This is a genomic window from Streptomyces sp. 1222.5 (genome assembly GCF_900105245.1).
GTDB lineage: Bacteria > Actinomycetota > Actinomycetes > Streptomycetales > Streptomycetaceae > Streptomyces > Streptomyces albidocamelliae.
Window position 1 is genome coordinate 5,299,322 of the sequence record NZ_FNSZ01000001.1, and the last position, 15,263, is coordinate 5,314,584.

The following is a 15,263-nucleotide window of genomic DNA, read 5'->3' on the forward strand; positions in this document are numbered from 1 at the left end:
TCCGGTGCGGCGTTGCCCGGAAAGGGGTGGGTACGGCCGGACTGGCCATGGGGCATGCCCGCGTCTGATAGATGTGGAGGCTCCCATCCCACCCCCGAGCAGATACGGGACGACGGACATGAGCGCCCCAACCCCGGCCCCAGGTGACGACAGGCCCCGCGAGGGCTATTACCCGGACCCGTCCATCCCCGGCTACGTCCGGTACTGGAACGGCGCCTCCTGGGTGCCCGGCACCAGCCGGCCGGCGCCGAAGGACGGCGAGCCGCTCACCCCGCCGCCCGGCGTCCGCCCGGCGGCCCCTGCCGTGGAGGAAACGGGCCCCCACTTCTTCGACGAGGACCCCCAGCCGCGCTCCGCCGCGGGCGACGCCGGCGGCCGGCACACCGATCCGCGGGTCCCGGCGGGCGGTCCGGCGCAGCCGGCCGGCCACGCCGCGCGCACCGACGGCACAGCCTCGATCCCGCCCGCGGACGACGCCCCCGACCCCGGCGGCACCTTCATCTTCCGCCGACCGGTCCCGGGTCCCGCGGCCGTCCATGACGACGGCGCGGCGGCGTTCCGTCCGGTGCCCGGCCAGGGCGGGGGCGGTCAGAACCGCACGCCCGGCACCGGCCAGGGCCCGCAGGGCGCGGGCTTCGGCGGCCAGGGGGCCGGGACGGGGGCGTCCGGCTCGAGCCGGGCCGGCCAGGGCGGGGGCTTCGGCGGGCAGGGTCCGGCCGGCGCGCCCGCGCCGTCACCTTCCTCCTCGCCCTCCGTCGCCGCCCCGGCCCCTTCGCCGGCCTCCCCCGCGTCCGGTCCCGGTTTCGGCGCCGGCAAGGCCGCCGCGTCCCGCGCCGCCGCACAGGCCCCGCAGGCCGCGGCCCAGTCCGCCCAGGGAGCCCTCGGCCACCCGGCGCCCGCGGCCCAGCAGCCGCCGGCCGCGCCCGCCGCCGTGTCGCCCGCGGTGCCGCAGCAGGCCGGGCCCGCGCAGCCCGCCGCCACCCCGCTCGCCGCCGGTGCCGGCGGCGGGCAGTCCTCCTGGGCCCAGCAGGTGCACCGGCTGGCCGGAGGCGGGGACGAACAGCCCGTGGCGCCGTGGAAGCCGCCCGTGGACGACGTGTTCCAGGCGGCCGCGCGCCGGCAGGCCGCGGCCCGCCCCGCCGGACTCGGCAAGCGGTTCGCCGCCCGGCTGGTGGACAGCCTGGTCGTGGGCGCCGTGACCGCGGCGGCGGCCGTCCCCCTGGGCACGCGGGCCGCCGACCACATCCAGCAGAAGATCGACGCCGCCCGGCTGTCCGGCCGTACCGTCACCGTCTGGCTGGTCGACGGTACGACCGGCCTCAGCCTGGGCATCGTGCTCGCCGTCCTCCTCGTCTCCGGCGTGCTGTACGAGGTGCTGCCGACCGCCCGGTGGGGCCGCACCCTCGGCAAGAAGCTGTGCGGTCTGGAGGTGCGGGACATCGAGGCGCACGAGCCGCCGACGTTCGGCCGGGCGCTGCTCCGCTGGCTGGTCTACAGCGTGCCGGGGCTGCTCGGCATCGGAGTCGTGGGCGTGCTGTGGTGCCTGTTCGACCGGCCCTGGCACCAGTGCTGGCACGACAAGGCGGCGCACACGTTCGTCGCGGACTGACCGCGCCGCGCCTACTCCGTACGGCCGCCCGCCGGATGCGGAGCCGGGGTGTTCGGGTTCCACTCGGGCCATGAGCAGCCAACCGCCCCCCGGCTCCGGGGACCAGCCCCCCGAGGACGACCCGTTCAGGAAGCGGCCCCCGTCGGACCCGGGGGCGGGCTCTCCGTACGACACCCCGCACGGCGGCGGGCAGCCCCCGCCGCCGGGCGGGCAGCAGCCACCCTCCTGGGGCGAGCGGCAACCGCCCCCGGCCGGCGGCCAGGAGCCTCCGTACGGCGGACAGCAGCCCCCTTCGTACGGCGGCGGCCCCTACGACGCCGGCGCCGGCGGCGGGCACCCAGGTGACCCGCTGGCCGGCATGCCCCCGCTGGCCGACAGCGGCAAGCGGACGCTCGCGCGGATCATCGACATGATCCTCGTCGGTATCGTCGTCTGGCTGCTCACCTGGGTGTTCGGCGTGCGCGAGTACGACGTGAACAGCGACCGCATCGAGGTCGGCAGGTCGCTCGCGCAGTCCCTCATCGCGGCCGTCCTCTACGTCGCCTACGACACCTACCTGATCAGCAGGACCGGGCAGACCCTGGGCAAGAAGTGGCTCAACATGCGGGTCGCCAACCTGGACAACGGCGCGACGCCGTCCGGGCAGACCTCGCTGATCCGCGCCCTGGTGCTGTGGGTGCCCTTCGCCTTCTGCTGCGCCTGCATCTGGACGGCGATCTGCGGCGGTTGGAGCTTCTTCGACAAACCGTACAAACAGGGTCTGCACGACAAGGCGGCCAAGACGGTGGTGGTCAGCACGCGTTGAACCGGCGCGGTACGGCTGCGCGGACGTGGGCGGCGGGTCCGGGGTGTGCCGGGCCCGTCGTCCGCGTCCGCGCACCTGTCACAGGGTCGTCGGGACGCGCTCCTTCTCGGCGGTGGTCTCGGCGGGCGCCTCGGCGGGCCGGGGCGTGGGGACCGTCATGGCGACCAGGAGTCCCAGGGCGAGTGCCGCGAGGGCGATGACGGTGACCGCGAGACCCGAACTCGTCTGGGACAGCAGCAGCATGGCGAGTGTCGAGAGAACCACGGTGCAGGATCCGTAGGCGAGCTGTGCGACGGTCGGACGAGGCATGGCAATCGTGTCCTCGGAAGGCTTCAGGGGGACTTGGGGGGTGCCGTTCGACTCTCACCGCGTGCATGCCCGAGTCGAACCCCCGGTAAGCGTGACCTAACCCACGGTACCGGTGCACGGGGGGCGCACGGAGTCATGGCCCCGCCGAGCAGGCGGGTTCCTGCGCCCGCCGGGCGGATGCGCACTGTTCACGGGCGGGAGCCGGGGCGTTCGTAAAGCGAACGTCAGCTCCGCATAGTGCACTTGTCCTGCTCAAGTCAAGGTCTGTCTTTTCTCCTTAACCTCTAGTCAAATGTCGTCACTTGATTACACGCGTTGAACGTGCGCGCACGGATTCCTCCAAGACTCGGAACCCCCTGTCCGTGTGCGCGGCGCGGGGGAGGAACTCAAGTGACCAGTAGATCCTGGACGTTCAGAGCGGCCGCGATCGGTGTGACGCTCGCGGCGGCTTCCGCCACGTTCGCGACGTTCGCCGTCGCCGAGGCGAGCACCACGGCCCCGTCGGCCGCCGCGAACCGGCACGACCCGGCCCCGGTGAAGCAGCAGAAGCACGACCTCGACGGTCCGCTGAGCAAGACCCAGGACGCCCAGCGCGCAGAGGCCCTCAAGCAGCTCATAGCCGGCAAGGCCACCGCGCAGGACCGCAACGGCTCCAAGGTCGTCAAGCTCAAGAGCAGCAAGGGCCAGAGCAAGTACGTCGAGCTCAGCCGGGAGAAGACCGACAAGATCTTCACCATCCTGGTGGAGTTCGGCAACCAGACCGACCCCAAGTTCGGGGGCACGGCGGGCCCGCTGCACAACAAGATCGCCAAGCCGAACCGCAAGAAGGACAACTCGACGGCCTGGCAGAAGGACTACAACAAGAAGCACTTCCAGGACCTGTACTTCGGCACCGGCAAGAAGACCGAGTCGCTGAAGAAGTACTACGAGAAGCAGTCCTCGGGCCGCTACTCGGTCTCCGGTGAGGTCACCGACTGGGTCAAGGTCCCGTACAACGAGGCCCGTTACGGCAACAACGCGTGCGGCCAGACCAACTGCCCGAGCGTCTGGAACGTCGTCACCGACGGCCTGAACGCCTGGGTCGCCCAGCAGAAGAAGGCCGGCCGCACCGACGCGGACATCAAGAAGGACCTCGCCAAGTACGACCAGTGGGACCGCTACGACTACGACGGCGACGGCAACTTCAACGAGCCCGACGGCTACGTCGACCACTTCCAGATCGTGCACGCCGGTGAGGACGAGTCCGCGGGCGGCGGCGCCCAGGGCAAGGACGCGATCTGGGCCCACCGCTGGTACGCCTTCGGCACCGACGCCGGCGCCACCGGCCCGGTGAACAACAAGCTCGGCGGCACGCAGGTCGGCAGCACCGGTGTCTGGGTCGGCGACTACACCATCCAGCCGGAGAACGGCGGCCTCGGTGTCTACGCCCACGAGTACGGCCACGACCTCGGTCTGCCGGACGAGTACGACACCGCCGGCGGCGACAACTCCACCGGTTTCTGGACCCTGATGTCGTCCGGCTCCTGGCTCGGCACCGGCAAGGAGTCCATCGGCGACCTGCCCGGCGACATGAACGCCTGGGACAAGCTGCAGCTCGGCTGGCTGAACTACGACACCGCCAAGGCCGGCAAGCAGTCCACCCACAAGCTGGGCGTCGCCGAGTACAACACCTGGGACAAGCAGGCCCTCGTGGTCACCCTGCCCCAGAAGGCGGTCAAGACCACGGTCACGCAGCCGGCCGAGGGCGCGAACCAGTGGTGGAGCGGCAGCGGTGACAACCTCAAGAACACGCTGACCCGTTCCGTCGACCTCACCGGCAAGTCGTCGGCGAAGCTCGACCTGGACGGCTGGTGGGCCATCGAAGACGGCTACGACTACCTCTACACCGAGGTGTCGACCGACGGCGGCGCCAACTGGACCGCCCTGGACGGCACGGCGGACGGCCAGGCCATCCCGCGTGACGGCAGCGGCAAGCCGGCGCTGAGCGGCTTCTCGCAGACGCACAAGAAGCTGTCGTACTCGCTGGACGCCTACGCGGGCAAGAAGATCGACCTGCGCTTCCGCTACGCCACCGACGGCGGTGTCGCGGAGCTCGGCTTCGCGGCCGACCAGATCGCGGTGACGGCCGACGGCACCCCGGTGTTCTCGGACAACGCCGAGACGGCGGACGCCGCCTGGACCGCGGCCGGCTTCTCGCGCATCGGCACGTCCTTCACCAAGGACTACGCGCAGTACTACATCGCCGAGAACCGCCAGTACGTGTCGTACGACAAGACGCTGAAGTCCGGCCCGTACAACTTCGGCTTCGCGTCGCGTCCCGACTGGGTGGAGCACTACCCGTACCAGAACGGCCTGCTGATCTGGAAGTGGGACACCTCCCAGGCGGACAACAACACCAACTCCAGCAACGGCCACCCGGGTACCGGTCTGATCCTGCCGATCGACTCGCACCCGAAGGCGCTGAAGTGGTCCGACGGCACGCTGCTGCGCAACCGCATCCAGGCGTACGACTCGCCGTTCAGCCTCTACGGTACGGACGGCATCACCCTGCACAAGGCCGACGTCGCCCTGAAGATCAAGGCGTCGAAGGGTGTCTCGGTCTTCAACGACCACGCCAGCACCTACTACGACGCGTCGAACCCGACGGGTGGGGTGAAGGTCACTGACACCAACACCAAGGTAACGATCGTCAAGGAGGCCAAGGACGGCTCCACGATCGAGCTCAAGGTGGGCCCCGCAGTGAAGTAGTCCGCATCACCGCAGGTCAGAGACGTATCGGCGGCAACCCCTTGGCGGGTTGCCGCCGATCGTGTTTAGGTGCGTCCAGTGGGCCGCTTATTGACACCGACCGGAACGGGGATGTGACCGCATGGCCGCAGGAGGCTTCTGCAAGCTACCGAACGGCACCGTCGTGGTGGCGCTGAACCTGCCGAGCCCCGCCGGGGGCGCGGCCGGGGTACGGGTGCTCGTGCACGCCCAGAACCGGGCCCGTGCGCTGACCCGGCTGCGCAACCTGGGTTTGCGTGCGGTGTACCTGCGGGGGAACGCGGAGCCGCCCACGCCGGACGAGGTCACGGCAGTGCTGCACCACCCGGACGGCCTGATATGGCGCACGGCCCCCGACAACGGTGTCCTCGTCGAGCTCTGGCACCCGATCCGGGCGCTGCTGCGCAGACCTCCGGCGGTTCCGCAGGGGTGACGCGCGGCGCGGGGGAGGGGCCGGTCAGCCGCTGACCACCGGCTTGCCGGTCAGTTCCACGCCCGCCTCGCGGAGCTCCTCCAGCGCCCGCTCGGTGGTCCCCGGGGCCACTGCGGCCGTGAGGTCGAGCAGCACCTGGGTGCGGAAGCCCTCGCGCACCGCGTCCAGCGCCGTGGCCCGCACGCAGTGGTCCGTGGCGATGCCCACCACGTCCACCTCCGTGACCTCCCGCTCGCGGAGCCAGTCGGCCAGCGGCAGCCCGTTCTCGTCGGCCCCCTCGAAGCCGCTGTAGGCCGCCGAGTACGCCCCCTTGTCGAACACGGCGTCCACCGCGCCGGAGGCGACGGCGGGGGCGAAGTTCGGGTGGAAGCCCACGCCCTCCGTGCCCGCGACGCAGTGCGCGGGCCAGGAGCGGACGTAGTCGGGGTTGTCCGCGAAGTGGCCGCCGGGTGCGATGTGGTGGTCGCGGGTGGCGACCACGTGGCGGTATCCGGTGCCCCCCGCCTGGCCGATCAGCTCGGTGACGGCGGCGGCCACGTCCGCGCCGCCGGCGACCGCGAGGCTGCCCCCTTCGCAGAAGTCGTTCTGCACGTCTACGACGATCAAGGCGCGGCGCATGGTGGGTGTCCTTCGACTGAGAGTTAAGTAACTGAGCCTAGAGACTTCCGGCCCCGTGCGGGAGGGGGCGTTCCGGGGGGCGGACGGTCGGTCCCGCTCTAGCTACCCGAGCGCCCCTGGACGTACTCCGTCGGAATGACGGGTTCCCCCCGGGACAGCTGGATGGCCGACAGGGGCAGGTTCGCGCGTGCGGCGATGTGCCGGTCGCGCGGCACGTCCAGTGGCTCCCGGGCGACGACCTCGCCGTTCTCGACCAGCCGCACCAGGAGCTGCCGGTCGGCCAGCCCGTCGGGGACGGGTCCGGTGCCGACGACCTCGGCCTCGGCGAACCCCTCCTCGTCCAGCCGGCGTGCGGCCCACTTGCGGCCCCCGACGGAGGTCTTGCCGCCGCTGGACTTCTTCGCGACCGGGACCAGCGGTGCCCCGGGATCGGCGGTCTCGGCGCGCGCGACCAGCTTGTAGACCATGGACGCCGTGGGGTGTCCGGAGCCCGTCACCAGCTGGGTGCCCACGCCGTACGCGTCCACGGGGGCGGCGGCCAGGGAGGCGATGGCGTACTCGTCCAGGTCGGAGGTCACGACGATCTTCGTGTTCCGCGCGCCCAGCTCGTCCAGCTGGTGGCGGACGCGATGGGCGACCAGCAGCAGGTCTCCGGAGTCGATGCGGACCGCGCCCAGCTCGGGGCCGGCCACCTCCACCGCCGTACGGACGGCCTCGGTGACGTCGTAGGTGTCGACGAGCAGGGTCGTGCCCCGGCCGAGGGTGTCCACCTGGGCCTGGAAGGCGTCTCGTTCGCGGTCGTGCAGGAGGGTGAAGGCGTGGGCGGAGGTGCCGACGGTCGGGATGCCGTACCGGAAGCCGGCCGCCAGGTCGGAGGTGGTGGCGAAGCCGCCGACGTACGCGGCCCGCGCGGCGGCCACGGCGGCCAGCTCGTGGGTGCGGCGGGCGCCCATCTCGATCAGCGGGCGGTCGCCCGCGGCCGAGGACATGCGGGAGGCGGCCGCCGCGATCGCGGAGTCGTGGTTGAGGATGGAGAGGATCACGGTCTCCAGGAGCACGCACTCGGCGAAGGTGCCCTCGACCCGCATGATCGGCGAGCCCGGGAAGTACACCTCGCCCTCCGGGTAGCCCCAGACGTCGCCGCTGAAGCGGTAGCCGGCGAGCCACTCCAGGGTCTGGTCGTCGACGATCCCCCGCTCCCGCAGGAAGGCGAGGACGCCCTCGTCGAAGCGGAAGTTCTCCACCGCGTCCAGGACACGCCCGGTGCCGGCCACCACGCCGTAGCGGCGCCCGTCCGGCAGCCGCCGGGTGAAGACCTCGAACACGCTGCGTCGTTCGGCCGTTCCGGCCTTCAGCGCGGCCTGCAGCATCGTCAGCTCGTACTGGTCAGTGAAGAGCGCCGTCGAGGGAACGTCCACCGGCAGCCCAAGGTCCGCTGTGTTCATGGCAACGGATCGTACTCCCTTTTCGTCGGTGTGACGATTTGTGGGCGTCGTGGCAGCATGGGCTGTGTGACGTCACCCGCGCCCGTAGAGATCGAACGCACCGAGTCGGCGGAGGAGGTCTTCGCCGTACCCGAGCCCGACGTCCCCTGGGTCACGATCGTCCACAACGACCCGGTCAACCTCATGAGCTACGTGACGTACGTCTTCCAGTCGTACTTCGGCTACTCCAAGGACAAGGCCACCAAGCTCATGCTCGACGTCCACCACAAGGGCCGGGCCATCGTCTCCAGCGGTACCCGCGAGGAGATGGAGCGCGACGTGCAGGCGATGCACGGCTACGGTCTGTGGGCCACCCTCCAGCAGGACCGGAAGTAGCGACCGACTCACATGCCCGGACACTTCGAACCGCTCCCCGGCGGCGGCGCGGCCGTCGCCCTCGACGACGTCGAGATCTCCATCATCCGGTCGCTGGCCGTGCAGCTCCTGGAGCTCATCGGCCCCGGCCCCGGCGCCGACGCACCCGACGACCCGCTCGCCGAGCTGTTCGCCGAGGGGCCGAGCGAGCCGCCCGCCGATCCGGTGCTGCGCCGGCTCTTCCCGGACGCCTACGGCGACCCGGAGGAGGCCGCCGGCTCGCCGGACCTGGCCGAGGAGCGGCGCGCGCACTCCGCCGAGTTCCGCCGCTACACCGAGAACGACCTGCGGGCCGGCAAGCGGGAGAACGCGCTCGCGGTGGTCCGCACCCTCGACGCGCTCGCGCCGGTGGACGAGGGCGGGGCCGTGCTGAAGCTGTCCCCGGAGCAGTCGCGGCAGTGGCTCGGCGCCCTCAACGACCTGCGGCTCGCGATCGGGTCCCGGCTGGAGATCACCGACGAGGACGACACCGATCTGCTCTACCGGCTGCCGGACGAGGACCCGCGCAAACCGATGGTGATGGCCTACCTGTGGCTGGGCGGGCTCCAGGAGACCCTCGTCACCACACTCATGCCCTGAATGTGGTGATTTCGTGTTCGCTCAGCGGACGCTCAAATCCGGATAACGATCCCGTCACCCTTGCGGCCTGATTTGACGCTTTAGGGCGCTCTTTGTCCGGTTCTTCCTGTGTGATGCGCCACATCGCGCCTCTGTGATCAGTATGGCGGCCGTGATAAATCTTCACGACCGCCCGGCCGACACCACCCATGTCCGGCCGGGTGCGCCACCGAGTCGACGACCGTCGGCCAGGCAGACAGCTCCATCATCCGGGGGGATCGAAACCCGATCCGAGGCCGACGACAGGCCCGGGTCGGCATGGAGAAAGGCGCACCGCACATGACCTCTGAGAAGGTCACCACCGCCCCTGAGGAGGGGTACGAGCGAGGGCTCGGCAGCCGCCAGGTCCAGATGATCGCGATCGGCGGCGCCATCGGCGTCGGACTCTTCCTGGGAGCCGGGGCGAACATCGCCAAGGCCGGCCCCAGTCTGATCCTGATGTACGCCCTCGCGGGCGTGATCATCTTCTTCATCATGCGAGCCCTGGGCGAGCTGCTGCTCTACCGCCCGGTCTCCGGCTCGTTCGCCGAGTACTCGCGTGAATTCCTCGGCCCGTTCTTCGGTTACTTCACCGGCTGGACGTACTGGCTGATGTGGGTCGTGACCGGCATGGCCGAACTGACGGCCGCCGCGATCTACGTCAACTACTGGTTCCCGTCCGTCCCGCAGTGGGTGACGGCGCTGGTCTTCCTCGTGGTCCTGTTCGTGGCCAACCTGATCTCGGTGAAGCTGTTCGGCGAGATCGAGTTCTGGTTCTCCATGGTCAAGGTGACCGCGCTCATCGGCATGATCGTCATCGGCCTGGGCGTGCTGACCCTCGGCTTCAGCCAGGCCGGCGACACCGCCTCGGTCGCCAACCTCTGGCAGTTCGACGGCTTCTTCCCCAAGGGCATCGGCTCCTCCCTGATGACCCTCCAGGGCGTGATGTTCGCCTACCTCGCCGTCGAGCTGGTCGGCGTCACCGCGGGCGAGTCCGAGAACCCGGAGAAGACCCTCCCGAAGGCGATCAACACCCTGCCCTGGCGCATCGCCCTCTTCTACGTCGGTGCCCTCACGGTCATCCTGTGCGTGGTGAAGTGGACGCAGTTCGCCGAGGGGGTCAGCCCCTTCGTGAAGGCGTTCGCGGTCATCGGCATCCCGGCGGGCGCCGGCATCGTCAACTTCGTGGTGCTCACCGCGGCCCTGTCGTCCTGCAACTCGGGCATGTACTCCACGGGCCGCATGCTGCGCACCCTGGCGGACAACGGCGAGGCGCCGCGCGTCTTCTCCAGGCTGTCCTCCACGAAGACCCCGGCGCTCGGCATCACCGTCTCGGTGGCCTTCATGGGCATCGGCGTGATCCTGAACTACATCGTCCCGGAGAAGGCGTTCGGCTACGTCACCTCCGTCGCCACCGCGGCCGGCATCTGGACCTGGCTGATGATCCTGGTCAGCCACGTCCTCTATCGCCGCGCGGTCGACGCGGGCCGGCTGCCCGCCAGCTCCTTCCCGGCGCCGGGCGGCGCGAAGTGCTCGTACGTCGCGATCGTCTTCCTGCTGTTCGTCACCGGCCTGATCGCATACGATGCCGACTCCCGCGTCTGTCTGTACGTGATGGCGGTCTGGGCCGCCGCCCTCGGCGTCGGCTGGCTGGTCCTGAAGTCCCGTACCCCGGAGATCGCGAACCGTCGCGAGCCGGAGCTCGAGAACGTGGGCTGACCTCCCCCCGGACGTCCGGCCGCCGGGAGCACTCGTGGCGCTCCCGGAGGCCGCCGCTCAGGACGTCCAACATATGGGCCGTCCCGTACCACACCTCGGTACGGGACGGCCCGTCTGCTTATCCTGGCCACCATGCTGACCATCACCCAGGCACTCGTCGACCAGATCGTCGCGCACGCGCGCAAGGACCACCCCGACGAGGCGTGCGGGGTCGTCGCGGGCCCGGCCGGCTCGGACCGCCCCGAGCGCTTCGTCCCGATGCTGAACGCGGCCATGTCCCCCACGTTCTACGAGTTCGACTCGGGCGATCTGCTCAAGCTCTACCGCGAGATGGACGACCGCGACGAGGAGCCGGTGGTCATCTACCACTCCCACACGGCGACCGAGGCGTACCCGTCCCGCACGGACATCTCCTACGCGAACGAGCCCGGCGCCCACTACGTCCTGGTCTCCACCGCCGACACCGACGGCCTCGGCGACTTCCAGTTCCGCTCGTTCCGGATCCTGGAGGGCGAGGTCACCGAGGAAGAGGTCAGGATCGTGGAGGCCCACTGATCCGGGCCGCCGTGCCGCCCGCCGGTCCGGCGGGAGGCGGATCCCATGGTGTGGACGAATTCCGTCCACCATACGGAATCACACTCCGGGATCCGGACCAGGAATCGATACGATGAGCCCATGGTTCTGAACGACGTGAGCGACAAGACGCCGGGCATGCTGCTCGTGGCGCGGCTGCACGTCGACCTGTGCCGGCTGAACAGCGCCATCTGTTGACGTTCCCCGCGGCCGCACGGCCGCTGCTGCCGCGGCGCTCCCTCAGTGCGTGAAGCCTGGGGGGACCCCCGGGCGCGCGCACACCAAGACGACGAACCCTTTTTCCGACAGGAGCCCGCCACCATGGCCATCGAGGTCCGCATCCCCACCATCCTCCGCACGTACACGGACGGCCAGAAGGCGGTGGAGGGCAGCGGGAACACCCTCGCCGACCTGTTCGCCGACCTCGAGACCCGGCACGCGGGCGTCCAGGCCCGCATCGTGGACGACGGTAAGCTGCGCCGCTTCGTCAACGTGTACCTGAACGACGAGGACGTCCGCTTCATCGACGGCATCGACACCAAGCTGTCCGACGGCGACACCGTGACGATCCTGCCGGCCGTGGCCGGCGGCATGGCCTGATCGGCCGCTGAGCAGCGATGCGCTACGACTCCCCGCTGGCCGCGGTGGGCAACACCCCTCTGGTGCGCCTGCCGCGGCTCTCGCCGTCCGCCGACGTCCGCATCTGGGCCAAGCTGGAGGACCGCAATCCCACCGGCTCGGTCAAGGACCGGCCCGCGCTGCACATGATCGAGCAGGCGGAGAAGGACGGCCGGCTGACCCCGGGCTGCACCATCCTGGAGCCCACCTCCGGCAACACCGGCATCTCCCTCGCCATGGCGGCCAAGCTCAAGGGCTACCGCATGGTGTGCGTGATGCCGGAGAACACCTCGCAGGAGCGCCGGGACCTGCTCGGCATGTGGGGCGCGGAGATCATCTCCTCCCCGGCCGCGGGCGGGTCCAACACCGCGGTGCGGGTGGCCAAGGAGCTGTCCGCGGAGCATCCGGACTGGGTGATGCTCTACCAGTACGGCAATCCGGACAACGCGGGTGCCCACTACGCCACCACGGGCCCGGAGATCCTCGCCGACCTGCCGTCCGTCACGCACTTCGTCGCCGGCCTCGGCACCACGGGCACCCTCATGGGCGTCGGCCGCTTCCTGCGCGAGCACAAGCCCGACGTGAAGATCGTCGCCGCCGAGCCCCGCTACGACGACCTGGTGTACGGGCTGCGGAACCTCGACGAGGGGTTCGTGCCCGAGCTCTACGACGCCTCCGTCCTCACCACCCGCTTCTCGGTCGGTTCGGCGGACGCGGTCACCCGCACCCGGGAACTCCTCCAGCAGGAGGGCATCTTCGCGGGCGTCTCCACCGGCGCCGCCCTGCATGCCGCGATCGGCGTCGGCCGGAAGGCCGTCAAGGCGGGCGAGAGCGCCGACATCGTCTTCGTCGTGGCCGACGGCGGCTGGAAGTACCTCTCCACCGGCGTCTACACGGCGGCCACCACCGAGGAGGCCATCGAGACGCTGCAGGGCCAGCTCTGGGCGTAAGGGACTCCCCGCGTCCGGGCGCGGGCCCTGCTCAAGCGCTCGCCAGCCCCCTCCTATGAGGGGGCCAACCTCATTCTATGGAGGGGCAAAGAAATCCCTCCGGTACTGCCGGTGCCCCTGGGGCCGGGTCTACGTTCCTCGCGCACCCTGTCATGTCACGCTCAGCGCGGCATGCGGGGTGTCCACGAGTGTCATGCTCATGACTCGCGGCCGCCGCCGCTACGCGCGTCACGGGCCTGCCCACCCAGTGCATCCCCACGTCAACCGGAGGCAGTTCCCCATGCGTGAGTCACGCCCGAGCAGGCGGAGACGGAGTCTGCGAAGACTCCTCGCCGTCGCCCTCCCCGCCCTCGCTCTCACCGTCGCCGGACTCGTAGCGGCACCGACCGCCGGGGCGCAGGCCGCCGCGGCCCACCCCCACACCGGCAGGTCCGCGCAGAACGCCAGGGCCCTGACCGATCCGAAGCGGCAGACCTTCCACGCCACCGGCAAGGCCGGCCAGAAGGTGCCGACCCGGCACCTGTGCGCCACCGCCGCACCCGGTCACGCGTCCTGCTTCGCCCAGCGCCGCACCGACATCAAGCAGCGGCTGGCCGCCACGGTCGCCGCCGCGCCCTCCGGCCTCTCCCCGGCCAACCTGCACAGCGCGTACAACCTGCCCAGCACGGGCGGTTCCGGCCTGACCGTCGCCGTCGTCGACGCGTACAACGACCCCAACGCAGAGTCGGACCTGGCCACCTACCGCTCCACCTACGGCCTGTCCGCCTGCACCAAGGCGAGCGGCTGCTTCAAGCAGGTCGGCCAGACCGGCTCGACCACCTCGCTGCCCGCCGACGACACCGGCTGGGCCGGTGAAGAGGCCCTCGACCTCGACATGGTCAGCGCGGTCTGCCCGAACTGCAACATCGTCCTGGTCGAGGCGGACTCCGCCAACGACACCGACCTCGGCATCGCGGAGAACGAGGCCGTCGCGCTCGGCGCCAAGTTCGTCTCCAACAGCTGGGGCGGCGACGAGGCGGCCAACCAGACCACCGAGGACACCCAGTACTTCAAGCACCCGGGCGTCGCCATCACGGTCTCCGCGGGCGACTCCGCCTACGGCGCCGAGTACCCGGCCACCTCCCAGTACGTGACCGCCGTCGGCGGCACCGCGCTCACCACCGCGGCCAACTCCCGCGGCTGGAGCGAGTCGGTGTGGCACACCAACTCCACCGAGGGCACCGGCTCGGGCTGCTCCGCCTACGACCCCAAGCCGACCTGGCAGACCGACACCGGCTGCACCAAGCGCATGGAGGCCGACGTCTCCGCCGTCGCCGACCCGGCCACCGGCGTCGCGGTCTACGACACCTACGGCGGCTCCGGCTGGGCCGTCTACGGCGGCACCAGCGCCTCCGCCCCGATCATCGCCGGCGTCTACGCCCTCGCGGGCACCCCGGCCGGCGCCGACTACCCGGCGAAGTACCCGTACGCCCACACCGCCAACCTGTACGACGTGACCAGCGGCAACAACGGCAGCTGCACCACCTCGTACTTCTGCACCGCCCGCACCGGCTACGACGGCCCGACCGGCTGGGGCACCCCGAACGGCACCACGGCCTTCACCTCCGGCGGCGGGGGCACCGGCAACACGGTGAGCGTCACCGACCCCGGCAGCCAGTCCACCGCCGTCGGCGGCTCGGCCGGCCTGCAGATCCAGGCCACCGACAGCGCGGGAGCGGCCCTCACCTACAGCGCCACCGGCCTGCCGGCCGGCCTGTCCATGGGCGGTTCCACCGGCCTGATCTCCGGTACGGCCACCACCGCCGGCACCTACCAGGTCACGGTCACCGCGACCGATTCCACCGGCGCCTCCGGCTCGGCCTCCTTCACCTGGACGGTCGGTTCCGGCGGCGGCACCTGCTCCTCGGCCCAGCTGCTCGGCAACCCGGGCTTCGAGTCCGGGAACACCACCTGGACCGCGTCCAGCGGCGTCATCACCAGCGACACCGGTGAGGCGGCCCACGGCGGGTCCTACAAGGCCTGGCTCGACGGGTACGGCTCCACACACACCGACACGCTGTCCCAGTCGGTGACCATCCCGTCCGGCTGCAGGGCCACCCTCACCTTCTACCTTCACATCGACACCGCCGAGTCCGGCAGCACCGCCTACGACAAGCTGACGGTCACCGCCGGTTCGACGACCCTGGCGACGTACTCGAACGCCAACGCCTCCCCCGGGTACGCGCAGAAGACCTTCGACCTGTCCTCGCTGGCGGGCCGCACGGTGACCCTGAAGTTCAGCGGGGCGGAGGACTCCTCCCTGCAGACCGGCTTCGTCGTCGACGACACCGCGCTGACGACCGGCTGAGCCGCACTCCCCGTGATCCCGCACGCGCCGACGCGGCGCGTGCGGGATCCGTTTGCGATC

General features: G+C 70.8%; 15 protein-coding genes. 12 read left to right on the plus strand and 3 right to left on the minus strand.

Features of this window, described 5'->3' with window-relative positions:
- Positions 1-118 precede the first annotated feature (118 nt).
- Positions 119-1,609, plus strand: a complete 1,491-nt coding sequence (locus BLW57_RS23900; RefSeq protein ID WP_093477337.1) for an RDD family protein — start codon at positions 119-121, stop codon at positions 1,607-1,609.
- 70 nt (positions 1,610-1,679) lie between these two features.
- Positions 1,680-2,414, plus strand: coding sequence for an RDD family protein (locus tag BLW57_RS23905; protein ID WP_093477338.1), 735 nt, complete (start codon positions 1,680-1,682; stop codon positions 2,412-2,414).
- A gap of 78 nt (positions 2,415-2,492) precedes the next feature.
- Here the strand turns inward: BLW57_RS23905 and BLW57_RS23910 are convergent, their stop codons facing one another.
- Complete coding sequence (locus BLW57_RS23910; RefSeq protein WP_093477340.1) at positions 2,493-2,723, minus strand: hypothetical protein; 231 nt, start codon at positions 2,721-2,723, stop codon at positions 2,493-2,495.
- A 390-nt stretch (positions 2,724-3,113) separates the two neighbouring features.
- On the opposite strand from BLW57_RS23910, the gene BLW57_RS23915 reads away from it, so the two are divergent.
- Positions 3,114-5,471 carry an immune inhibitor A domain-containing protein gene (locus tag BLW57_RS23915; protein WP_093477342.1) on the plus strand — a complete coding sequence of 786 codons (2,358 nt, stop codon included), beginning with the start codon at positions 3,114-3,116 and terminating at the stop codon, positions 5,469-5,471.
- 121 nt (positions 5,472-5,592) lie between these two features.
- On the plus strand, positions 5,593-5,922 hold the full coding sequence (locus BLW57_RS23920; protein WP_073900265.1) for a hypothetical protein: 330 nt from the start codon (positions 5,593-5,595) through the stop codon (positions 5,920-5,922).
- A 24-nt stretch (positions 5,923-5,946) separates the two neighbouring features.
- Here BLW57_RS23920 and BLW57_RS23925 read toward each other — a convergent pair whose 3' ends face one another.
- Together BLW57_RS23925 and BLW57_RS23930 are read right to left on the minus strand one after the other, a co-directional pair.
- Entirely contained in the window at positions 5,947-6,540 is a 594-nt protein-coding gene (locus BLW57_RS23925) for an isochorismatase family protein (RefSeq protein ID WP_093477343.1), read from the minus strand.
- Between the two features lie 98 nt (positions 6,541-6,638).
- Positions 6,639-7,985 (minus strand): nicotinate phosphoribosyltransferase, encoded by a 1,347-nt coding sequence (locus BLW57_RS23930; protein ID WP_093477345.1) that lies wholly within the window; start codon positions 7,983-7,985, stop codon positions 6,639-6,641.
- Between the two features lie 57 nt (positions 7,986-8,042).
- On the opposite strand from BLW57_RS23930, the gene clpS reads away from it, so the two are divergent.
- The 8 genes from clpS to BLW57_RS23970 all read left to right on the plus strand — a co-directional run bounded on the left by clpS (position 8,043) and on the right by BLW57_RS23970 (position 15,203).
- Positions 8,043-8,360 carry an ATP-dependent Clp protease adapter ClpS gene (clpS, locus tag BLW57_RS23935; RefSeq protein WP_073900273.1) on the plus strand — a complete coding sequence of 106 codons (318 nt, stop codon included), beginning with the start codon at positions 8,043-8,045 and terminating at the stop codon, positions 8,358-8,360.
- A gap of 12 nt (positions 8,361-8,372) precedes the next feature.
- Positions 8,373-8,978, plus strand: a complete 606-nt coding sequence (locus BLW57_RS23940) for a DUF2017 domain-containing protein (protein ID WP_093477347.1) — start codon at positions 8,373-8,375, stop codon at positions 8,976-8,978.
- A gap of 318 nt (positions 8,979-9,296) precedes the next feature.
- Positions 9,297-10,715 (plus strand): amino acid permease, encoded by a 1,419-nt coding sequence (locus BLW57_RS23945; RefSeq protein ID WP_093477349.1) that lies wholly within the window; start codon positions 9,297-9,299, stop codon positions 10,713-10,715.
- Between the two features lie 132 nt (positions 10,716-10,847).
- Positions 10,848-11,270, plus strand: coding sequence for a M67 family metallopeptidase (locus BLW57_RS23950; protein ID WP_093477351.1), 423 nt, complete (start codon positions 10,848-10,850; stop codon positions 11,268-11,270).
- Between the two features lie 120 nt (positions 11,271-11,390).
- The gene (locus tag BLW57_RS43135; RefSeq protein WP_311318800.1) at positions 11,391-11,486 is read left to right on the plus strand and encodes a putative leader peptide; all 96 of its coding nucleotides are present in this window, start codon (positions 11,391-11,393) and stop codon (positions 11,484-11,486) included.
- A 123-nt stretch (positions 11,487-11,609) separates the two neighbouring features.
- Positions 11,610-11,888, plus strand: a complete 279-nt coding sequence (locus BLW57_RS23960; RefSeq protein ID WP_093477354.1) for a MoaD/ThiS family protein — start codon at positions 11,610-11,612, stop codon at positions 11,886-11,888.
- 17 nt (positions 11,889-11,905) lie between these two features.
- Complete coding sequence (locus BLW57_RS23965; protein ID WP_073900287.1) at positions 11,906-12,856, plus strand: PLP-dependent cysteine synthase family protein; 951 nt, start codon at positions 11,906-11,908, stop codon at positions 12,854-12,856.
- A 280-nt stretch (positions 12,857-13,136) separates the two neighbouring features.
- A complete protein-coding gene (locus BLW57_RS23970) occupies positions 13,137-15,203 on the plus strand; it encodes a putative Ig domain-containing protein (RefSeq protein WP_093477356.1) in 2,067 nt (688 codons plus the stop codon).
- Positions 15,204-15,263 lie beyond the last annotated feature (60 nt).

What these genes read in the sequence shown, in the direction of transcription:
- BLW57_RS23930 (WP_093477345.1), bottom strand. Translation starts at nt 7,985, where the DNA reads ATGAACACAGCGGACCTTGGGCTGCCGGTGGACGTTCCCTCGACGGCG.
- BLW57_RS23910 (WP_093477340.1), bottom strand. Translation starts at nt 2,723, where the DNA reads ATGCCTCGTCCGACCGTCGCACAGCTCGCCTACGGATCCTGCACCGTG.
- BLW57_RS23905 (WP_093477338.1), top strand. Translation starts at nt 1,680, where the DNA reads ATGAGCAGCCAACCGCCCCCCGGCTCCGGGGACCAGCCCCCCGAGGAC.
- BLW57_RS23960 (WP_093477354.1), top strand. Translation starts at nt 11,610, where the DNA reads ATGGCCATCGAGGTCCGCATCCCCACCATCCTCCGCACGTACACGGAC.
- BLW57_RS23945 (WP_093477349.1), top strand. Translation starts at nt 9,297, where the DNA reads ATGACCTCTGAGAAGGTCACCACCGCCCCTGAGGAGGGGTACGAGCGA.
- clpS (WP_073900273.1), top strand. Translation starts at nt 8,043, where the DNA reads ATGGGCTGTGTGACGTCACCCGCGCCCGTAGAGATCGAACGCACCGAG.
- BLW57_RS23925 (WP_093477343.1), bottom strand. Translation starts at nt 6,540, where the DNA reads ATGCGCCGCGCCTTGATCGTCGTAGACGTGCAGAACGACTTCTGCGAA.
- BLW57_RS23920 (WP_073900265.1), top strand. Translation starts at nt 5,593, where the DNA reads ATGGCCGCAGGAGGCTTCTGCAAGCTACCGAACGGCACCGTCGTGGTG.
- BLW57_RS23950 (WP_093477351.1), top strand. Translation starts at nt 10,848, where the DNA reads ATGCTGACCATCACCCAGGCACTCGTCGACCAGATCGTCGCGCACGCG.
- BLW57_RS23900 (WP_093477337.1), top strand. Translation starts at nt 119, where the DNA reads ATGAGCGCCCCAACCCCGGCCCCAGGTGACGACAGGCCCCGCGAGGGC.
- BLW57_RS23970 (WP_093477356.1), top strand. Translation starts at nt 13,137, where the DNA reads ATGCGTGAGTCACGCCCGAGCAGGCGGAGACGGAGTCTGCGAAGACTC.
- BLW57_RS43135 (WP_311318800.1), top strand. Translation starts at nt 11,391, where the DNA reads ATGGTTCTGAACGACGTGAGCGACAAGACGCCGGGCATGCTGCTCGTG.
- BLW57_RS23940 (WP_093477347.1), top strand. Translation starts at nt 8,373, where the DNA reads ATGCCCGGACACTTCGAACCGCTCCCCGGCGGCGGCGCGGCCGTCGCC.
- BLW57_RS23965 (WP_073900287.1), top strand. Translation starts at nt 11,906, where the DNA reads ATGCGCTACGACTCCCCGCTGGCCGCGGTGGGCAACACCCCTCTGGTG.